The organism is Halosubterraneus shenae (assembly GCF_050510935.1).
Lineage (GTDB): Archaea > Halobacteriota > Halobacteria > Halobacteriales > Haloferacaceae > JBDGPU01.
The window spans coordinates 398,468-413,929 of sequence record NZ_JBNLVO010000004.1 but is presented as its reverse complement, the minus strand read 5'-3'; the positions used below and the strand labels follow the sequence as shown (position 1 = coordinate 413,929).

13 protein-coding genes are annotated in these 15,462 nt (G+C 68.8%); 9 read left to right on the top strand and 4 right to left on the bottom strand.

Features of this window, described 5'->3' with window-relative positions:
- Positions 1 to 127: 127 nt before the first annotated feature.
- From ACQE3M_RS11075 to ACQE3M_RS11045, 7 genes are all read left to right on the top strand, one after another.
- Positions 128 to 1,891, top strand: a complete 1,764-nt coding sequence (locus ACQE3M_RS11075; RefSeq protein WP_430505667.1) for a glutamate--tRNA ligase — start codon at positions 128 to 130, stop codon at positions 1,889 to 1,891.
- 138 nt (positions 1,892 to 2,029) lie between these two features.
- Complete coding sequence (locus tag ACQE3M_RS11070) at positions 2,030 to 2,359, top strand: 4Fe-4S dicluster domain-containing protein (RefSeq protein WP_430505666.1); 330 nt, start codon at positions 2,030 to 2,032, stop codon at positions 2,357 to 2,359.
- A 273-nt stretch (positions 2,360 to 2,632) separates the two neighbouring features.
- The gene (locus tag ACQE3M_RS11065) at positions 2,633 to 3,484 is read left to right on the top strand and encodes an electron transfer flavoprotein subunit beta/FixA family protein (protein ID WP_430505665.1); all 852 of its coding nucleotides are present in this window, start codon (positions 2,633 to 2,635) and stop codon (positions 3,482 to 3,484) included.
- A gap of 2 nt (positions 3,485 to 3,486) precedes the next feature.
- The gene (locus ACQE3M_RS11060; protein WP_430505664.1) at positions 3,487 to 5,205 is read left to right on the top strand and encodes an electron transfer flavoprotein subunit alpha/FixB family protein; all 1,719 of its coding nucleotides are present in this window, start codon (positions 3,487 to 3,489) and stop codon (positions 5,203 to 5,205) included.
- On the top strand, positions 5,202 to 6,902 hold the full coding sequence (locus tag ACQE3M_RS11055) for an FAD-dependent oxidoreductase (RefSeq protein WP_430505663.1): 1,701 nt from the start codon (positions 5,202 to 5,204) through the stop codon (positions 6,900 to 6,902). Before ACQE3M_RS11060 ends, ACQE3M_RS11055 begins: the two co-directional genes overlap by 4 nt.
- Before the next feature lie 25 nt (positions 6,903 to 6,927).
- Positions 6,928 to 7,308 (top strand): hypothetical protein, encoded by a 381-nt coding sequence (locus ACQE3M_RS11050; protein WP_430505662.1) that lies wholly within the window; start codon positions 6,928 to 6,930, stop codon positions 7,306 to 7,308.
- A 101-nt stretch (positions 7,309 to 7,409) separates the two neighbouring features.
- Entirely contained in the window at positions 7,410 to 8,141 is a 732-nt protein-coding gene (locus tag ACQE3M_RS11045) for a GNAT family N-acetyltransferase (protein WP_430505661.1), read from the top strand.
- 56 nt (positions 8,142 to 8,197) lie between these two features.
- Here ACQE3M_RS11045 and ACQE3M_RS11040 read toward each other — a convergent pair whose 3' ends face one another.
- From ACQE3M_RS11040 to tmcA, 3 genes are all read right to left on the bottom strand, one after another.
- The gene (locus tag ACQE3M_RS11040) at positions 8,198 to 8,359 is read right to left on the bottom strand and encodes a hypothetical protein (RefSeq protein ID WP_430505660.1); all 162 of its coding nucleotides are present in this window, start codon (positions 8,357 to 8,359) and stop codon (positions 8,198 to 8,200) included.
- Positions 8,360 to 8,425: 66 nt separating this feature from the next.
- A complete protein-coding gene (locus ACQE3M_RS11035) occupies positions 8,426 to 8,902 on the bottom strand; it encodes a DUF456 domain-containing protein (protein WP_430505659.1) in 477 nt (158 codons plus the stop codon).
- Positions 8,903 to 8,905: 3 nt separating this feature from the next.
- Positions 8,906 to 11,233, bottom strand: coding sequence for a tRNA(Met) cytidine acetyltransferase TmcA (gene tmcA, locus ACQE3M_RS11030; RefSeq protein WP_430505658.1), 2,328 nt, complete (start codon positions 11,231 to 11,233; stop codon positions 8,906 to 8,908).
- Between the two features lie 165 nt (positions 11,234 to 11,398).
- On the opposite strand from tmcA, the gene ACQE3M_RS11025 reads away from it, so the two are divergent.
- Complete coding sequence (locus ACQE3M_RS11025) at positions 11,399 to 11,848, top strand: UPF0179 family protein (protein WP_430505657.1); 450 nt, start codon at positions 11,399 to 11,401, stop codon at positions 11,846 to 11,848.
- 45 nt (positions 11,849 to 11,893) lie between these two features.
- On the opposite strand, the gene ACQE3M_RS11020 is transcribed toward ACQE3M_RS11025, so the two are convergent.
- On the bottom strand, positions 11,894 to 12,646 hold the full coding sequence (locus ACQE3M_RS11020) for a pirin family protein (protein WP_430505656.1): 753 nt from the start codon (positions 12,644 to 12,646) through the stop codon (positions 11,894 to 11,896).
- A 586-nt stretch (positions 12,647 to 13,232) separates the two neighbouring features.
- On the opposite strand from ACQE3M_RS11020, the gene ACQE3M_RS11015 reads away from it, so the two are divergent.
- Positions 13,233 to 15,353, top strand: coding sequence for a PGF-CTERM sorting domain-containing protein (locus tag ACQE3M_RS11015; protein WP_430505655.1), 2,121 nt, complete (start codon positions 13,233 to 13,235; stop codon positions 15,351 to 15,353).
- Positions 15,354 to 15,462: the final 109 nt, after the last annotated feature.

Sequence of the window (15,462 nt, the reverse complement as noted above, 5' to 3'; positions counted from 1 at the left end):
ACGGCTAACGTGTTAGTGCCCCTACCCTGGCACTCCGGCGGACGACCGATGGGCCGGGCCCCGTCGGAGTGCCGATGCCCCTTCCGTTCCGCGGCGCTTTTTAAGAGTCCGGTGTGACGGATACAGTATGGACGAGGAACTTCGCGAGCGCGTCGAGGCGGCCGCCGAGGAGGCGGCGCTGTACAACGCGCTCAAACACGGCAGCGACCCCGACGTCGGGGCGATCATGGGCCCACTGATGGGCGAGAACCCCGAGTTCCGCCCGCACGGCGACGAGATCCCGGGGATCATCGGACCGATCGTCTCGAAGGTCGGATCGATGGACGAGGCGGAGCGTCGCGAGCGCCTCCAGGAACTGGCCCCGGAGAAGGTCGAGGAGCTCGAGGCGGAAGCCGAGGAGGACGAACACGTCCTTCCCGACCTCCCGAACGCCGAGGCGGGCGAGGTCGTCATGCGCGCGGCGCCGAACCCGAACGGCCCGTGGCACATCGGCCACGCGCGGATGCCGTCGGTCATCGGGACCTACGCCGAGCGCTACGACGGCGAGTTCATCTGCCGGTTCGACGACACCGACCCCGAGACGAAGCGACCGGACCTCGACGCCTACGACATGATCCTCGACGACATCGAGTACCTTGGCTTCGAGCCCGACGTCGTCCTGAAGGCCTCCGACCGGCTGGAGACCTACTACGAGCACGCCCGCGAGCTCATCGAGATGGGTGGCGCATACACCTGCTCCTGCCCGGCCGAGGACTTCCGCGAGCTGAAGGCGAACGCGGAGCCGTGCCCCCACCGCGACAAGGACCCGGACGTCGTCCGCGAGGAGTTCGAGGCGATGATCGCCGGTGAGTACGACGCCGGCGAGATGGTGCTCCGGGTCGCGACCGACATCGAGCACAAGAACCCCGCCCTGCGCGACTGGGTCGCCTTCCGGATGGTCGACGCCGCCCACCCGCGCGAGGAGGCCGCCCACTACGACTGCTGGCCCATGCTGGACTTCCAGTCCGGCGTCGACGACCACCTGACGGGCGTCACGCACATCATCCGCGGCATCGACCTGCAGGACTCCGCGAAGCGCCAGCGCTTCGTCTACGACTACTTCGACTGGGAGTACCCCGAGGTGCTCCACTGGGGCCACGTCCAGGTCGACGCCTACGACGTGAAGATGTCGACCTCGACGATCAAGGCGAAGATCGAGAACGGCGAGCTCACGGGCTGGGACGACCCGCGCGCGCCGACCCTCAAGTCGATCCAGCGCCGCGGCATCCGCGGGCAGGCCATCGTCGACGCGATGACGGAACTGGGCCTCTCGACCTCGGACGTCGACCTCGCGATGTCCTCCGTCTACTCGAACAACCGCCAGCTGGTCGACGACGAGGCCAACCGCTACTTCCTCGTCCGCGACACCGAGGAGACCCCGGCCGTCGAGCGCCAGATCACCGGCGGCCCGGACGTCGGCCACCCGCCGCTGCACCCCGACCACGAGGACCGCGGCACGCGGGACATCTCCGTCGACGGCGGCGTCCTCGTCGAGGAGCAGGACCTGCCCGACCACGGCGACCGCGTCTGGCTGAAGGGGTACGGCTGCGTGCGCCACACCCGCGACGCCTTCGAGTTCGTGAGCGACGACATCGACCTCGTCCGCGAGGAGGACGTGCCGGTCGTCCACTGGGTCCCCGCCGCCGACAACCTCGACACGATGATGCGGACGATCGAGGGCGACGTGACGGGGTACGCCGAGCCCACCGTCGCGGACCTCGACGTCGACGAGATCGTCCAGTTCGAGCGCGTCGGCTTCGTCCGCGTCGACGAGTTCGAGCCCGCGCCGGCGCCTGTCGACTACGGGCCAACTGGCGAGGAGGACCTCGTCGTCTACTACACGCATCCCTGAAGCGAGGACGGGCGAGCGCGGGGGCGACTGACGCGCGGGGCTGACTGGCGAGCGGGACGGCTCGACGAGCGCGCGACCGCTCCCGGTCGCTATTCCCCGGACTATTTAAATATCGAGAGGCGAATTTTACGTATACCGATGGCTATCGACCCGAACTTCGAGGAGAACCGGGAACAGGAGGGCGAAGAGCACGGCGTCGCGGTGTGGGGGCCCGTCGACCCGCCGGAGAAACAGGGGATCCGCGGCACGCATGTCGCCGTCGACTTCGACATCTGTCTGGCCGACGGCGCGTGTCTCGAGGACTGCCCGGTCGACGTGTTCGAGTGGGTCGACACGCCGGGCCACCCCGAGTCGGAGATCAAGGCGAACCCGACCAACGAGGACCAGTGTATCGACTGCATGCTCTGCGTCGACGTCTGCCCTGTCGACGCGATCGACGTCGACCCCGGCCGCGCCGGCCGGATCTGAACGCGCTCTCCGGAGCTGAACGCGCCGGCAGGATCTGAGCGGCCGAATCGCTTCCCGGTTTCTCCCGGACGGGTCGACGCCGTTTTAGACGATTCCCGCAGCCGAGCGACGAGCCGAGGTCCCGCCTCGGCGGGTTTTTGAAGGCATTATCGTCAGCGAGCAGCGCCGGCGACGAGGCGGGGAGTCCGTCGCCGCGGGCCCGCGACCGCGACCCCGTACCTAATAAAAGACTATTAGGGTTGGCTACTGTTCGTCCAGTGAGGATTGACACCTATGCACATGGTTGCCCTGACGAAAGGCGTTCCCGACTTCCGCGAGGGGCAGGTCTCCTTCGACGAGGACGGCCACCTCGAGCGGGGGAAGACGCCGACGGTGATGAACCCGAACGACAAGTTCGCGCTCCAGGCGGCGCTCCAGACGCGCGTCCGGCACGGCGGCCGCGTGAGCGTGATGAGCATGGGCCCGCCGGGCTACAAGGACGTGCTCGGGGAGGCGATGGAGTCCGTCTACGCGGACGACCTGACGCTCGTCTCCGACCGCGAGTTCGCCGCCGCCGACACCTGGGCGACGGCGATCACGCTCGCGACGGCCATCGAGCACGTCGGCGAACCGGACCTCGTCTTCGCGGGGTTCAAGACCGCCGACGGTGAGACCGGCCACACCGGCCCGCAGACGTGCTGGTGTCTCGACTGGCCCATCGTCACCCACGTCGTCGCGATGGACGTCGACCCCGAGGAGCGCACGCTCCGCGCGAAGCGGCTCGTCGAGGGAGACGTCGCGGAGGTCGAGACCGTCGAGACCGACCTCCCGGCCGTCGTCGTCGCCGACCCCGAGTTCGAGCCGAGCTACCGGACCGCGAGCCAGCGGCTCGAGCACAAGCGCCTCCGCGCCGAGACGCAGGAGCGCGCCGAGGAGTACGAGGACCACCTCGAGATGGTCGACCACGAGGCCCTGAACCTTGACCCCGACTTCGTCGGCCTCGACGGCTCCCCGACCATCGTCTCGTCGGTCGACCCCATCCCGAAGGCCCCGTCGGACCGCGAGGCGGTCGACGTCGACCCCGACGACCCCGAGGCGTTCGGCCGCGTCGTCGACGAACTCACCGCGCACGCGGGGGGTGACTGACCGTGACGGATTTCGACCCCGGCGAGTACACCATCGCGGAGCTCGGACCCGCAATCTCGGACGTCGAGGACCCCGACGAACTCCGCGAGATTCTCGAGGCCGAGAAAGCGGGCGAGGACCGCGCCGGCGCGAAGACGCTCATCGAGAGCCGGATCGAGCAGTTCAGCGAGGACGAGGATGGCGAGGACGAGGGCGACGAGCGCGACCTCGCGGAGATGAGCATCGCCGACGTCGGCAACGCCGTCCGGGACATCGACGAGCCCGCGGAGCTCGAAGCCCTCCTCGAGGAGGAAGAGGCTGGCGAGAACCGCGACAGCGTTATCGACCTCATCGAGAGTCGCATCGAGTCCGTCACCGAGGACGAGGAGGGCGAAGGTGGCCCCGGTGGAGCGGGTGGCGAGGGGGAGGGCGGCGAGGGCGAGCCCGAGCCCGACCTCCCGCCGGCGGAGAAACACCCCGAGCTCGACCACCCGACCGCCGACAAGCAGTACGTCAGCGAGCTCGAGGACGGCGTCTACCGCGACATGTGGGTCTACTGCGAGACGCAGGCCGGCGAGCTGGTGAACGTCTCCCTCGAGATGCTCGGGAAGGCGCGCGACCTGATGGACGAGTACAACGCGGACTACGACGCCGACGAGCGCGTCGTCGCGGTCCTCATCGGCGACGACGTGGCCGGCCACGCCGACACCTGCATCGAGTACGGCGCGGACCTCGTCGTCACCGCCGAGGACGACCGCCTCGACCGCTTCCGGCACAAGCCCTTCACGGAGCTCTTCTGCGAGATGGCGCGCGCGGACGCCGAGTGGAAGACCGGCGCGGCCGACGAGCGCGGCGGCGACGCCGAGGAAGTCGTCTACGACGAGCCTCGCTACGTGCTCTTTCCGGCGACGAACAACGGCCGCGACCTCTCCGCGATGGTCCAGGCCGAGCTCGACTCCGGACTCGCCTCCGACTGCTCGGGGCTCTACATCGAGTCCGCGGAGATCTCCAACCCCGTCAAGACGGGCGAACCAGGCAGCAGCCGGACGTTCCGGCGCGTCCTCCACATGAAGCGGCCGGACTTCTCCGGCTTCGAGTACTCGACGATCCTCTGTCTGGACAACCCGAACCGCGAGTTCCACCCGCAGGGCGGCTCGGTCATCCCGGGCAGCTTCGCGATCCCGGAGCCCGACCCCGAACGCGAGGGCGAGGTCGTCGCGTTCGAGACCGACCTCGACGAGGACTGGCTCCGCGTCGACGTCGAGGAGTTCGACCGCCTGGAGGAGGGCATCGACCTCACCGGCCACGACGTCATCGTCGCCGTCGGCCGCGGCATCGGTAAGGACCCGACCCGCGGCATCGAGCTCGCGGTCGAGCTCGCGGACGCCTTCGAGGATGCCGAAGTCGGCGTCTCCCGCGGGCTCGTCACTGGCTCGTACAACGTCGACGCGCACGTCGAGGAGTACCTCGAGGAGGTGCGCCAGATCGGCGAGACGGGCCAGGAGGTCGAGCCGGACCTGTACATCGCCGCCGGCATCTCCGGCGCGGTCCAGCACAAGGTCGGCTGCGACGAGGCGGACACCATCGTCGCGGTCAACACTGACCCGGACGCCCGCATCCATGACTGGTGCGACTACTTCGTCGAGGGCGACCTCTTCGAGGTGCTGCCGCGGTTCATCGAAGCGGCCGAGACTGGCGACGTCGACGTCGCCGCCGCGACCGACGGGGGTGAGTCGCAGTGAGCGCCCTCGGTAATGGGGATGAGTCCACGGACGCAGAGGCCGCCGAACACTACGAGGCCGTCGTCGTCGGCTGCGGGCCCGGTGGAGCTGCGGCCGCAGCCACGCTCGCGGACAACGGCGTCGAGACGCTCGTCCTCGAGCGTGGCGTCGACGCCGGCGCGAAGAACGTCTCCGGCGGGCTCCTCTACGCGGAGGAGTCGTCGCCGTACACCATCGACGACCTGTTCCCGGACTTCCGCGAGGAAGCCACTGAGCGCCCGGTGACCGACTACCACATCCACAACGTCTCCGGGCGGCAGGTGAAGACGTTCGACATCACCGACCTGCACGAGCACGACACCGCCTGGTCGGACGCCGTCCTGCGCCGGCGGATGGACTCCTGGCTCGCCGAGCGCGTCCACGAGAAGACGAGCGAGACCGGGGGCGGCCTCCTGACGGAGGTCCGCGTCAACGGGCTCCTCTGGGAGGACGGCGAGATCGTCGGCGTCACCTGCGACGAGATCGACCCGATCCGCGCGGACCTCGTCGTCGCCGCCGACGGCGTCAACTCGGAGCTCGCGCGCGAGGCCGGGCTCATGGACTGGGACGACCCCGAGGAGTGGTTCCAGGGCGTCAAGGCCGTCGTCGACGTGCCGCCCGAGGAGGTGAACGAGGGCTTCGACGTCGGCCCGGACGAGGGCGCGGCCCACCTCTTCTCCGGGGACCTGTTCGAGGGCGTCCGCGGCGGCGGCTTCGTCTACACGAACGAGGACTCGCTCTCGATCGGGACCGTCTTCCACCTCGACAGCCTCGCCGCGGAGCGCGCGGAGCCGCACGAACTGCTCGACGCGCTGCTGACGCACCCCGCGCTCGGCGACTGGCTCCCGGAGACGTATCACGAGCGCGAGTACTCAGCGAAGCTCGTGCCCGACTCGAAGAAGGTCGCCCACGAGTCACCGCATCGCGACCGGCTCGTGCTCGTCGGCGACGCCGCCGGCCAGATGCAGGCGCAGGGCCCGATCATCAAGGGGATGAACCACGCGGTCACGGCCGGCGCGCTCGCCGCAGAGGCGTTCGTGGAGTCCCGCTCGCGCGGCGCGACCGACGGCACCGGGCAGCTCTACGCCCGGAAGCTCGAGAGCGAGGGCGTGATGGCCAAGCTCCGGCCGCGCTCGTACGACGTCGCCAGCACGGTCGGCGAGAACGACCTCGTCACGAGCCTCACCGACGCCGTCCTCGACTCGCCGGTCGGCCGTTTCGGCGTGCGCGTGCTCGGCGACCGGCTGGAGGACCTGTACAGCTCGCCGTCGCTGGCGGCGATAATCCCGGACACCCGGACGCCGTACGTCACCCTCCCGACCGTTATCGCGGAGGAGCTCGGCAGCGAGGTCGACACGGAGAACGCGACCATCCCGCCGGACCTCGAGGAGCGCATCGGCGAGCTCACCTACGACACCGACGTCGGGAACCCCCACATCGAAGTGCGCGACGACTCCTGGGACGCCAGCGGCGTCGCGGTCACGGCCTGCCCGGTCAGCGCAACCGACTTCGGCGGGGGCTGCTACCGCGAGGAGACGGTGCAGGTGAACGGCCACGAGGAGCGCGTCGTCAGCCTCGACACCCAGCCCTGCGTCGAGTGCGGCACCTGCGCCGTCGTCGCCGACACCGACTGGGAGCACCCGCGCGGCGGCAAGGGCGTCGCGTTCGAGGAGGGGTGACTCGGGTGGCCCCCTATCTGCGACCATGAGCTCGCCGCTGGAACCCCGGATCCGACAGCTCGCGACGGAAGCGCGAGACGTCCGCGACGCAACGGTAGCGAGCGACGACAGAGACTGCGACGATGCCGGCGTGGACATCACGCCGCTGTCCGCCGCGCGCGACGGCCTCGGCCCGGTGCTCGCGGTGTACGTGAAAGCTCGGTCGAGCGACGAACCGGTGCAGTTCAGCCAGGCGGAACTCGACCTGCTCCACCGCGCGACGAACGACTGGCTCGTCGTCTACGCTCGCCAGCGCGGTGCCGACGTCGACCCGGACGCGACGGTCCGCGAGGCGGCCGAGCTCCTCGTCGACACGCACGACGTCGTCGACGTCGCAGCCCAGCTCGTGGGGCTGCCGGCGGAGTAAGTGGGCCCCCGTCGACCGATATTGCCCATCTGACTCCCCGAGAGGGCGAAATCCGCCGATCGTGACCAACGCTTAAATAGTGAGGCGTGGTACCGTCACCCATGGAAATGGAAACACGGCTTGAGTTCGACGACCGTGACCGCAAGGACATCTACGAATACGTCGAGCGACGCGGGGCCGTGGAGCCGGAGGAGATCCAGCGGGCGCTCGGCTTCGACCGGACCGCCTTCGGCCACCACCTCGCCGTGCTGCGGCGGGACGGCTACCTCCGGAAGACGGACGGGAAGATCGAGATCGCGTTCGACTTCGAGCCCGGCGAGGAGCACGAAGCGGGCGACCTGCGGTACACGATCCGCTCGGCACGCCAGGACGATCTCTCGGGGCTGGTCGGCGTCATCCGGCAAGTGGCGAAGGACGGGACGTACATCGAGGCGGAGAGCGTCGCCGACCTCGTCGACTACGAGGAGATCCTCCTCCGGCACAACGAGGTCAGCTCCCGGATGTTCTTCGTCGCGACCATCGAGGACGAGGTCGTCGGCTGGGTCCACCTCGATCTCCCGGAAACGGACAAGCTGAGCCACACGGCCGTGCTCACCGTCGGCGTCCTCGACGAGTACCGCGGCGACGGCATCGGGACCGCACTCCTCGAACGCGGCGTCGACTGGGCCAGCGAGAACGGCTTCGAGAAGCTGTACAACAGCGTCCCGGCGACGAACGAGACGGCGATCGCGTTCCTCGAATCCCGTGGCTGGGAGACCGAGAGTCGCCGCGAGGACCACTACAAGATCGACGGCGACTACGTCGACGAGGTGATGCTCGCGACGACGATTTGATTGGCGGCGTCGATCTGATCCGTGTCCGTCGCTGCGGCTGGCGACTCCTCGACCGCTTACGGCCAGGCGTCCTCGTTGCCCGGTAGGGGTTCGGCGACGACGCCGTCCTGCTGGACGAGGCCACGGGCGCACGCCGGACAGACCGCGCGGTTCTGGCTCCAGGGAACGTACAGTCGCACGGCCGCGTCGTCCGAACAGTCAGCCTCCGCACACTCCATACGCTCGCCTTTTCGGCCGGCCCACTTCGCGTTTCCGGCGATCGGCTGCTCGATCCGGGCTCGTATTTAAAAGTAGACGAGCCAGAGGAACCCGGCCAGCATCGCGAGCGTCAGGAAGAGCTGAGCGGCGGCCGCGACGAGCACGCCGAGGACCGTGTAGCCGGCACGCCTGGCAGCCAGCTCCGGCGTCATCCCGCGGCTGTACTCGGCGTAGAACACCACGAGCACCATGCCGATCACGATACCGACCGGCCCGGTGACGAAGAACAGCAGGAAGCCGACGCCGGCGGCCGCGAGCATCGTCCGCGTGGACGCGCCCGACCCGCGCGCCGCGAGCGGGCCGCCGAGCAGTTCGAGCGCGGCCGCGACGACGCCGACGACCGTGAACGCGACGAGCGTGCCGACGCTGAGGGGCTCGGCGCCGAAGGCCGCATAGAGGTAGATACCGGCAAGCGACGGGACCCCTGCCGGCACCAGGGGGACGATGCTGCCGGCGACACCGGCGACGAGGAGCGCGAGGGCGACCGCGAGGACGAGCTCCACGGGTCAGTCCCCCCTGAACCGCTCGCGTTCGGCGCGAGCGACTTCGTTGCCGTACTCGTCGACGAGGGGTTTAGCGGCCTCGCCGAGACTCCGCATGCACTGGCCCGTCGACTGGTAGCCGAGCTCGTCGGCGACCTGCTCCCAGGGGTGACCCTGGAGCACCTTCCGCACCAGGAGGCGCTCCTCGCGGTCCGAGAGGTCGACGCGCCCGTCGATCAGGTGGGCCATCGCGAGGTCCCGGAACGCGCCCGGGGCGGCGTGGTACATCCCCGGCCCGTAGGAGGCGCCGACGACGGACCGCCAGCCGTAGGGCGTCAGGTCGACCTCGCGCTCGGCGGGGCACGCGCCCAGCGCGGCCCTGACGACGTCGGCGTCGAGGTCGCGCTGGGCGTCCGAGAGCCCGTCGCGCATGCGGTCCCGGAGCGCTCGCGCGTGGCGGTCGAGCAGGCCCGCGCCGGCGTTGCTGGCCTCGCCACCCTCGCCGACGGCGTCGCTGGCGCCGCCACCGTCGCCGCCAACCTCGCTGGCCGGCGCGATCATCACGGCCGAGTACTCCCCCGAGACCTCGTTCCGGGTCGTCGAGACGTGGACCGTGCGGTAGCCGGCCCGGTCCCAGAAGCGGAGCAGCTCCGGGGTCGCGCCGTAGCCGACGCTGAAGTAGTCGATCTCGTCGGCGAACTCGTCGTGGACCGACTCCAGCAGGTGGGTCCCGAGACCCCGATTCCGCACGGCGTGGTGGGTCGCGATGCGCATCGTCCGGAGCCCGAGCGGCGCGCCGGCGTCCTCGTCGCGGAGCTGGCTCGTCAGCACGTCGGGCACCATGTTCCCGCGGACCCGCGAGCCCTCGTACATCGACTCGCGGAGGTCGGCCGGGAGGGCGCCCTCGCGAGCCAGGAGGTCGACGGCGACGACGTGGCCGTCGGAAAGCAGCGCGCGCGTCGAGAGGTTCGGGGCGTCCAGCAGCCGGGCCAGGTCGTTCGGCTCGGTCCGGTAGTGGGCTAACACGAGCAGGCCGAACGCCTCCGAGAGCAGGTGTTCGTCGGCCAGCAGCTTCGCCGTCGATAGCTCCCTGTACTCGACCGACTCGGGCTCCGCGTCCTCGACGGCGACGTCGACGGCGGGGCGGGCGTCCAGCAGGAGCGCGCGGAAGGCCCACCCCTCGACGGGGTCCTCGCGCGCGTAGCGGATCGGCTCCTCGAGGCGCTGCTCCTGCACGTCGAGGTCGCTCTCGTCGAGGCGCGTCCGGAACCGGACGGAGAAGCCCCGGCCGGTGCCCTCGTAGCCGTGGATCGTCGTGCAGTACGCGACCGAATCGGCCGCGAGGAACGCCTCGAGCAGCGGCACCGGGATCGCCGCCGCTTCGTCGACGACGACGACGTCCGGGTCGCCGGGGAGGTCCGCGGCGTCGGCTGGCGACGCGAACCGGACGGCCCCGCCGGTTCCCGTCTCGAAGCAGCGTCCGTCCTCCCGGACGGTCCGGATCTCGTTGCGGGCGGAGAGCAGCTCGCGGGCGCGGTCGAACAGCTCCGTCGCGTTCCGGAAGTTCGGCGCGGTGACGAGCACGTCCTTCCCGTCGGCCGCGAGCGATGCGGCTGCGAGGCCGGCAGCGCTGGACTTCCCGCGCCCGCGGTCCGCCTCCACGACGACCGCGTTGCCGGGCTCGGCGAGGCGCTCGAACGACCGCAGCGTCCGGGCCTGGTCCCGCGTGAGACACGCCTCGTACGCCAGCGTCGGAAACGTCGCCGACTCCGGCGGCGACTGCGGGACGTGACCGGTCCGTTCGGGTGGGTCGGTGAGGCCGTCGCGTTCGACGACCATGCCGTCTCCGTCGCGGTCGCCGTCCACGTCGGCCACGATGTCGACGATGGCGATGCCCGGGTGCTGGCGGAGCGTGTCGACGAAGCGGGACCGGAAGTGGCCGGTCACGTCCTCGACGTCGAACGGCGGGACGGCGAGCGACTCGTCGAACTCGTTGCGGCGGTCCGGCCACTCCTCGAGGTCGGGCGTAACGAGGATCAGGAGCCCGCCGCCGTCGACGGCGCCGACGACCTGCCCGAGCGTGTTGGGCGCGAAGTAGTCGTAGCAGTCGACGATCACCGCGTCGCGGGTGCGGCCCAGCACCTCCGTGGCCGACCGCGGGGAGACGCGCTCGAAGCGGAACCCCTCGCGGGTCGAGACGATGGTGGCGTCCGCGTCGTCGATCTCGGCGGCCTCGACGGCGCTGAACGCGGCGTCGATCCCGGCGTCGCGGTCGCCCGCGAGAACGAGGACGCGTCGCTCGTTGCTCCGCTCGGCCTCCGCTCGCAGCTGGGCGACGAGATCGCCGATCATTCGGTCGGGGTTGGTCGGCTCGTCGTATGTGTCTTCGGGGATCGAGTCGGCGCGTCCCGCTTGAGCCAGCGCGGTGCGGAGCGGGTCGTCGCGTCGCGGTCGGACTCGCCCGCCAGGCGGACGCAGGCCGGGAGCCTTACGGCCGCCCAGCCCGTTCCTCCGACTATGTCGACCATCACGCTCGTCGGAACCCGGCTCGCGGAGGAGGGCCGGGAGTTCGTCTATCGCGGCGAGTCCGACGCCTGCGAGGGCTGTTCCTACCGCGGACAGTGCCTCAACCTCTCCGTCGGAACCCGCTACGAGATCACCGGCCTCCGGGAGAACGCCCAGACGCTGGACTGTGCCGTCCACGACAGCGGCGTCCGCGCCGTCGAGGTCGAGCCGACCTCGGTCCCCGCGAACGTTCCCTCGCGGCAGGCCTACGCCGGAAGCAAGGCGTCGCTGGCTGGACCGTGCCCGCATACCGAGTGCCCGAGCCACCAGTACTGCGTCCCGGACGGGGCCGACTTCGACGAGGAGCGCAAGGTCCAGCAGGTCCTTGGCGACCCGCCACACGACCACTGCCAGCTCGACCGCGACCTGACGCTCGTCGAGTTCGCGGCCGAAGGCGAGTGAGTTCCGCCCCGCGTTGCTCCCGACCGGGCTCGCGGTGTGGCCCCCTTATCTCCCGACCGTTCCCTGCCGCGTGACCGGCGCGTCGGGGTCGATGACGAACGCGACCAGCTGCGAGTCGACGTCGGCCGTGATTGTCGTGGTCCCGTCGCCGACGCGGAGCCCGCTTTCCGTCTTCCCGAACTCGGTCCCGTCTGCCGTCACGGCGCCGTCGAACACGTAGAAGTAGGTGTCCCAGCCCTTCCTGGCGGGAAGCTCGACGCTGTCGCCCGCCGCCAGCTCGACGTCGTAGCAGTCGACCGCGTTCCGCACCGTGAGCGGCGCGTCCGAACCCGCCGGGCCGAAGAGGTGGCGCCACTCGCCGTCGACGGGTGCCGGGATCGGCTCGTGCTGGATCGTCGGTTCGAGGCCGAGGCTGTGCGGTCGGACGAAGATCTGGAGCATCCGGAGCGGCGGATCGTCGGCGAGCGTCCGCTCCTCGTGCCAGAAGCCGCTGCCCGCGCCCATCACCATCAGGTGGTCGGCGTCGGTGACGAGCTCGTTCCCCTGTCGATCGTCGTGGCGCATCACGCCGGCCGGGACCCAGGAGATGATCTCCTCGTTCCGGTGCTGGTGCATCGAGATTAACGTGTCCGGGTCCATGAACGACTCGACGACCGTCGCGAGCGGCCCGTAGCCGTGGTCCGCGTGGTCGGGGTGGTTGCGCCCGGGGAAGTTGAGGTGGATGCGGAACTTCCCCTGGTCCTGGGTGACGTCCGTCCGCGGCGCCTTATAAAGCGCCGCCGTGGTGTCCGACTCCATTGACAGCGCTACGGTCTGCGTGCAGATATACGGTCGGTGTCGTCAGTAAAAGCGCCGTTCCGCCCTTTCCCCGGGTCGTGAACGCGTGCGACCGCGGTTCCACGGTTGTACGGGGTATCCTCGACAGTTCTCGAACGGTTCTCACATTCCGAGAGACCTCCGAAAACGGGTGAAAATCGGTGAAAACGGTCGTAATATGCAGGGAATAGACCGAATTTAGCTCAATGACTTTACACCTTCAATAGCGGACCCGGGGTTGTCACGAGTGGAGTTACGGACGAACTACCCCCTCTCAGCGACCTCGTGGACGGTCGGTCGCGTCGTGCCCGCGGTCGGCGTCGACGCGTCCCAACGGTGTCCGCAGGTAGTGGGTGGCCGGGCCGACGCCCGGCTCGAGGGTGGGTGCTCCAGTGGTGGCCGACGCCGAACGCTCGGCGTCGGACCGATGCGGAACACCAGGCCAATGCAACTAACCGAACGAAACTCACGGACCGACGACACAGGGTCGAATCGAGCGACAACCATCGCGCTACCGAGGGCGGAGGCCGTACGCGCCATCGTGTTGAGCGTCGTGATCGTGGTGGGCATGACGACGGGGGTCGTCACGTTCGCCGGGACCGCGGCGGCGGCGGACACGGCGACGATTACAGCGAATCCCAACACGACTGCCGTGACGTCAACGCACACCGCGACAGCGCTGCCCGAGGACGAGGACAGGGGACAGGGCCTCGAGAGCATCCAGATCGACTACAACAGCGCCGAGGAACCGTCCAACGTCGAGAAGGTAGGAAAGGACGACGTCAAGCGGATTGGCATCGACAACAATGAGGACGGAGAGATAGATATCAACCTCTCCGATAGCTTCACCGAGATCAAATACGACAACAACTTCGGTACCATCACGTTCTACTTCGACGGCTCGCACGAGATCAAAGAGGACGAAGAAGTTCTTGTGGAGTACGGCGACGTGGTCAATCCGAACGAGCCGGGTGACTACCAGACGCAGATCGCCGTCAACGTCGAGTCGACCGACCACCCGTCCCAGGTCGACCTTCACATTGAGGAGGACACGCCCGGGACGCACGTCGGCGTCGTCGACGTCGACCCCGCAGAGGTCAAGCCGGGCGAGAACGTCTCGAACCAGACCTTCGAGTTCGAGATCCACAACCTGAGCGCCGACGGGAAGAACGATACCTTCAGAGTTAGACTCGACGACAGACTCGGGGACCAGTTCGAGCCGGAGAGCGCGACCGTTATCTCCGGCCCCGATGGCGTGAACGTCTCCGACATCACCCTCGAGAACGACCCGGACGACGACTCCAGCAAGAACGACACGATGATGGTGGAGTTGAACTACAACAACTCCACGCAGGAGACGTACGACGTCGTCCTCCAGATCGAGGCCGACGTCGCCTACCCGAGCGACTCGGCCGGGACCACGTACAGCATCGACACGGAGATCGTCGACAGCGATACCGGTGAAACTGACGAGCAAGAGGTCGAGACCATCCTCGTCAACGATCCGCCGACGATCACCAACTTCAACGTGACCAAAGCGGAGGGAACGAACCTCGACATCACGTTCAACTCCGACGTGACGCTCTCGAAGCTGGACATCGTCATTACCGGTGACGTCTACGAAGAGCTGGACGAATCCAACTTCGACGAGGACGACGACGTCGAGGACCTGTACAACTACAGCGCCACATTCGACACCGACACGCTGGGTAACTTCACCGTGAAGATGGAGTACGCGCAGGACAACAGCGGGAACGAGTTGACGGACGGCCCGTCCGATTCCGCGTACATTCCCTGTGACGACTCCGACACGGACGATCCCTGTCCGGACGTCAGCAACTTCACGCTGACGAACACCTCGGGGTCGACGCTCGAAGCGAGCTTCGACTCCACCGAGAACCTGACGGAGATCGTGGTCGACGTCACCGGCGACGCCGACGTGACGCTGAACGAGACCGACTTCACCAACTCGAGCGGCACCTACACGGCGTCGTTCGACCCAGGTGCGGTGGGGAACTACACGGCGACGCTGGAGACCGCCAAGGACGTCGACGGGAACGACGGCGCCAGCGGGCAGTCGGCGTCGGTGACCCACACCGTTTCTGACGGTGACGACTCCGACGATTCCGCCGACGACTCGGATGGAGACGACTCCGGCACTGACTCCGACTCGGACGGAGACGATTCCGACTCCGACACCGACGACAGCCCAGGCGGGTACTTCGGCGACGATGACGACTCGGACGACGCCGGCACTGACGACGACGATTCGGACACCGATAGTGACGATGCGGACACTGACGGTAACGAGTCGGACGTCGACGGCAACGAGACGGACGTCGACGACGACGTCGACGTCGACGGTCCGGAAGCCGACGTGAGCGACTCGACCGGTTCCACGCCGATCGCGATCCAGCCCGATGAGGAGGACGATCCGGACATCGAACTGGACGGCGACGCGGACGACGTGGACGAAGACGACGACGTGGACGACGAAGCTGACGTCGACGAGGACACCGATGCGGACGAAGCCGCCGACGAGACCGAGGAGACGGAGATGAACACGGAAACGGAAGCGACCGAGGAGACGACGGAGACGACTGCGGAGGGTGAGACGCCCGGATTCGGCGCGGTCGTCGCGCTCGTCGCGCTGCTGGCCGCCGCGCTGCTGGCCCGGCGCCGACGCTGACGCTCCCGCCGACGTTCCCCCCCTTGCGGCTTTTTTCGCTCGCCGCTTGCGCCCACAGCGCCGGCGCCAGCGCGGACAGGACCCTGATGGCTCTCCTGAACGCCCCCGT

What these genes read in the sequence shown, in the direction of transcription:
- ACQE3M_RS11075 (WP_430505667.1), top strand. Translation starts at nt 128, where the DNA reads ATGGACGAGGAACTTCGCGAGCGCGTCGAGGCGGCCGCCGAGGAGGCG.
- ACQE3M_RS11070 (WP_430505666.1), top strand. Translation starts at nt 2,030, where the DNA reads ATGGCTATCGACCCGAACTTCGAGGAGAACCGGGAACAGGAGGGCGAA.
- ACQE3M_RS11065 (WP_430505665.1), top strand. Translation starts at nt 2,633, where the DNA reads ATGCACATGGTTGCCCTGACGAAAGGCGTTCCCGACTTCCGCGAGGGG.
- ACQE3M_RS11050 (WP_430505662.1), top strand. Translation starts at nt 6,928, where the DNA reads ATGAGCTCGCCGCTGGAACCCCGGATCCGACAGCTCGCGACGGAAGCG.
- ACQE3M_RS11045 (WP_430505661.1), top strand. Translation starts at nt 7,410, where the DNA reads ATGGAAATGGAAACACGGCTTGAGTTCGACGACCGTGACCGCAAGGAC.
- ACQE3M_RS11040 (WP_430505660.1), bottom strand. Translation starts at nt 8,359, where the DNA reads ATGGAGTGTGCGGAGGCTGACTGTTCGGACGACGCGGCCGTGCGACTG.
- tmcA (WP_430505658.1), bottom strand. Translation starts at nt 11,233, where the DNA reads ATGATCGGCGATCTCGTCGCCCAGCTGCGAGCGGAGGCCGAGCGGAGC.
- ACQE3M_RS11025 (WP_430505657.1), top strand. Translation starts at nt 11,399, where the DNA reads ATGTCGACCATCACGCTCGTCGGAACCCGGCTCGCGGAGGAGGGCCGG.
- ACQE3M_RS11020 (WP_430505656.1), bottom strand. Translation starts at nt 12,646, where the DNA reads ATGGAGTCGGACACCACGGCGGCGCTTTATAAGGCGCCGCGGACGGAC.
- ACQE3M_RS11015 (WP_430505655.1), top strand. Translation starts at nt 13,233, where the DNA reads ATGACGACGGGGGTCGTCACGTTCGCCGGGACCGCGGCGGCGGCGGAC.